This window comes from Curtobacterium sp. B18, assembly GCF_000333375.1.
Lineage (GTDB): Bacteria > Actinomycetota > Actinomycetes > Actinomycetales > Microbacteriaceae > Curtobacterium.
Genome location: NZ_BACZ01000170.1, coordinates 1 through 1,129, shown reverse-complemented (window position 1 = coordinate 1,129; position 1,129 = coordinate 1). Strand labels below are relative to the sequence as shown.

The window sequence follows — 1,129 nt, the reverse complement described above, 5'->3', positions numbered from 1 at the left end:
GTCCGGCCCTCGGGTGAGCCGGTGCCCCTCCTCGAGCATCGTGAACGTCTTCCCGTTACCGGGCGCCGCACCGAGCAGGACCCGCAGCTTCCCGCGCTTCACGTGTTCATCCTCTCGCGTCCGTGGTCCCGGTGGGTGTGTGGTGTCAGGACGCCTTCGCCAGCGCCAGGTTCAGCTCGAGGACGTTCACCACCGGTTCGCCGAGGAACCCGAGCTGCCGGGCCTCGGTGTGCTCGTGCACGAGCGTCCGCACGGCCGCCTCCGACATGCCGCGGGCCGACGCCACGCGGGACACCTGCAGGAGCGCGTACTCGGGGCTGATGTCCGGGTCAAGGCCCGACCCGGACGCGGTGACGGCGTCCGCCGGGATCGACGACTCGGGGACCCCGTCGGCCTTCGCGATCGCGGCCTTGCGCTCCTCGATCGCCGTGAGCAGGTCGGGGTTGTTCGGGCCGAGGTTCGAGCCGCTGGACGCGTTCGCGTCGTAGCCCTTCTCACCAGCGGCGCTCGGGCGGGACTGGAACCACCGGGCGGCGTCCGTGGCGGAGCCCGAGGACGCCTGGCCGATCAGGGACGAACCGACGACCTTCCCGTCGGACGAGGTGACCATCGAGCCGTTCGCCTGGTCGTGGAACGCCGTCTGGCCGACGCCCCACACCGCGAGCGGGTAGGCGACGCCGAGGACGACGGTCGAGAGCAGGGTGAGCCGGATCGCGACGCCGGTCGAGCGGAAGAACGAGCGAGAGGAGGAAGCCATTGTCAGAACCCCGGGATGAGACCGACGACGAGGTCGATCAACTTGATGCCGATGAAGGGGACGATCACGCCGCCGAGCCCGTAGAGGAGCAGGTTGCGGCCGAGGATCGACGACGCCGACGCTGCGCGGTACTTGACGCCACGCAGGGACAGCGGGATGAGCGCCACGATGACGAGCGCGTTGAAGACGACCGCGGACAGGATCGCCGACGCGGGGCTGTGCAGCCCCATCACGTTCAGCGCGGCCAGCCCCGGGAACGTCACCTGGAACATCGCGGGGATGATCGCGAAGTACTTCGCGACGTCGTTGGCGATGGAGAACGTGGTGAGCGCGCCCGCGGGTGATGAGCAACTGCTTGCCGATCGGGACGAC

The 1,129-nt window shown here is 69.7% G+C and carries 2 protein-coding genes and 1 pseudogene; all 3 read right to left on the bottom strand.

What is annotated here, in order from left to right; genetic code table 11:
• A partial coding sequence (locus I5E_RS26880; RefSeq protein ID WP_148286858.1) for a hypothetical protein occupies window positions 1–102 on the bottom strand: 102 nt, incomplete at its 3' end.
• 43 nt (window positions 103–145) lie between these two features.
• Entirely contained in the window at window positions 146–757 is a 612-nt protein-coding gene (gene kdpC, locus I5E_RS04560) for a potassium-transporting ATPase subunit KdpC (RefSeq protein WP_022905947.1), read from the bottom strand.
• 2 nt (window positions 758–759) lie between these two features.
• A pseudogene (locus I5E_RS04555) lies at window positions 760–1,129 on the bottom strand (potassium-transporting ATPase subunit B); the annotation flags it as partial.

Coding starts and splice junctions, on each gene's coding strand:
- kdpC (WP_022905947.1), bottom strand. CDS start 757: ATGGCTTCCTCCTCTCGCTCGTTCTTCCGCTCGACCGGCGTCGCGATC.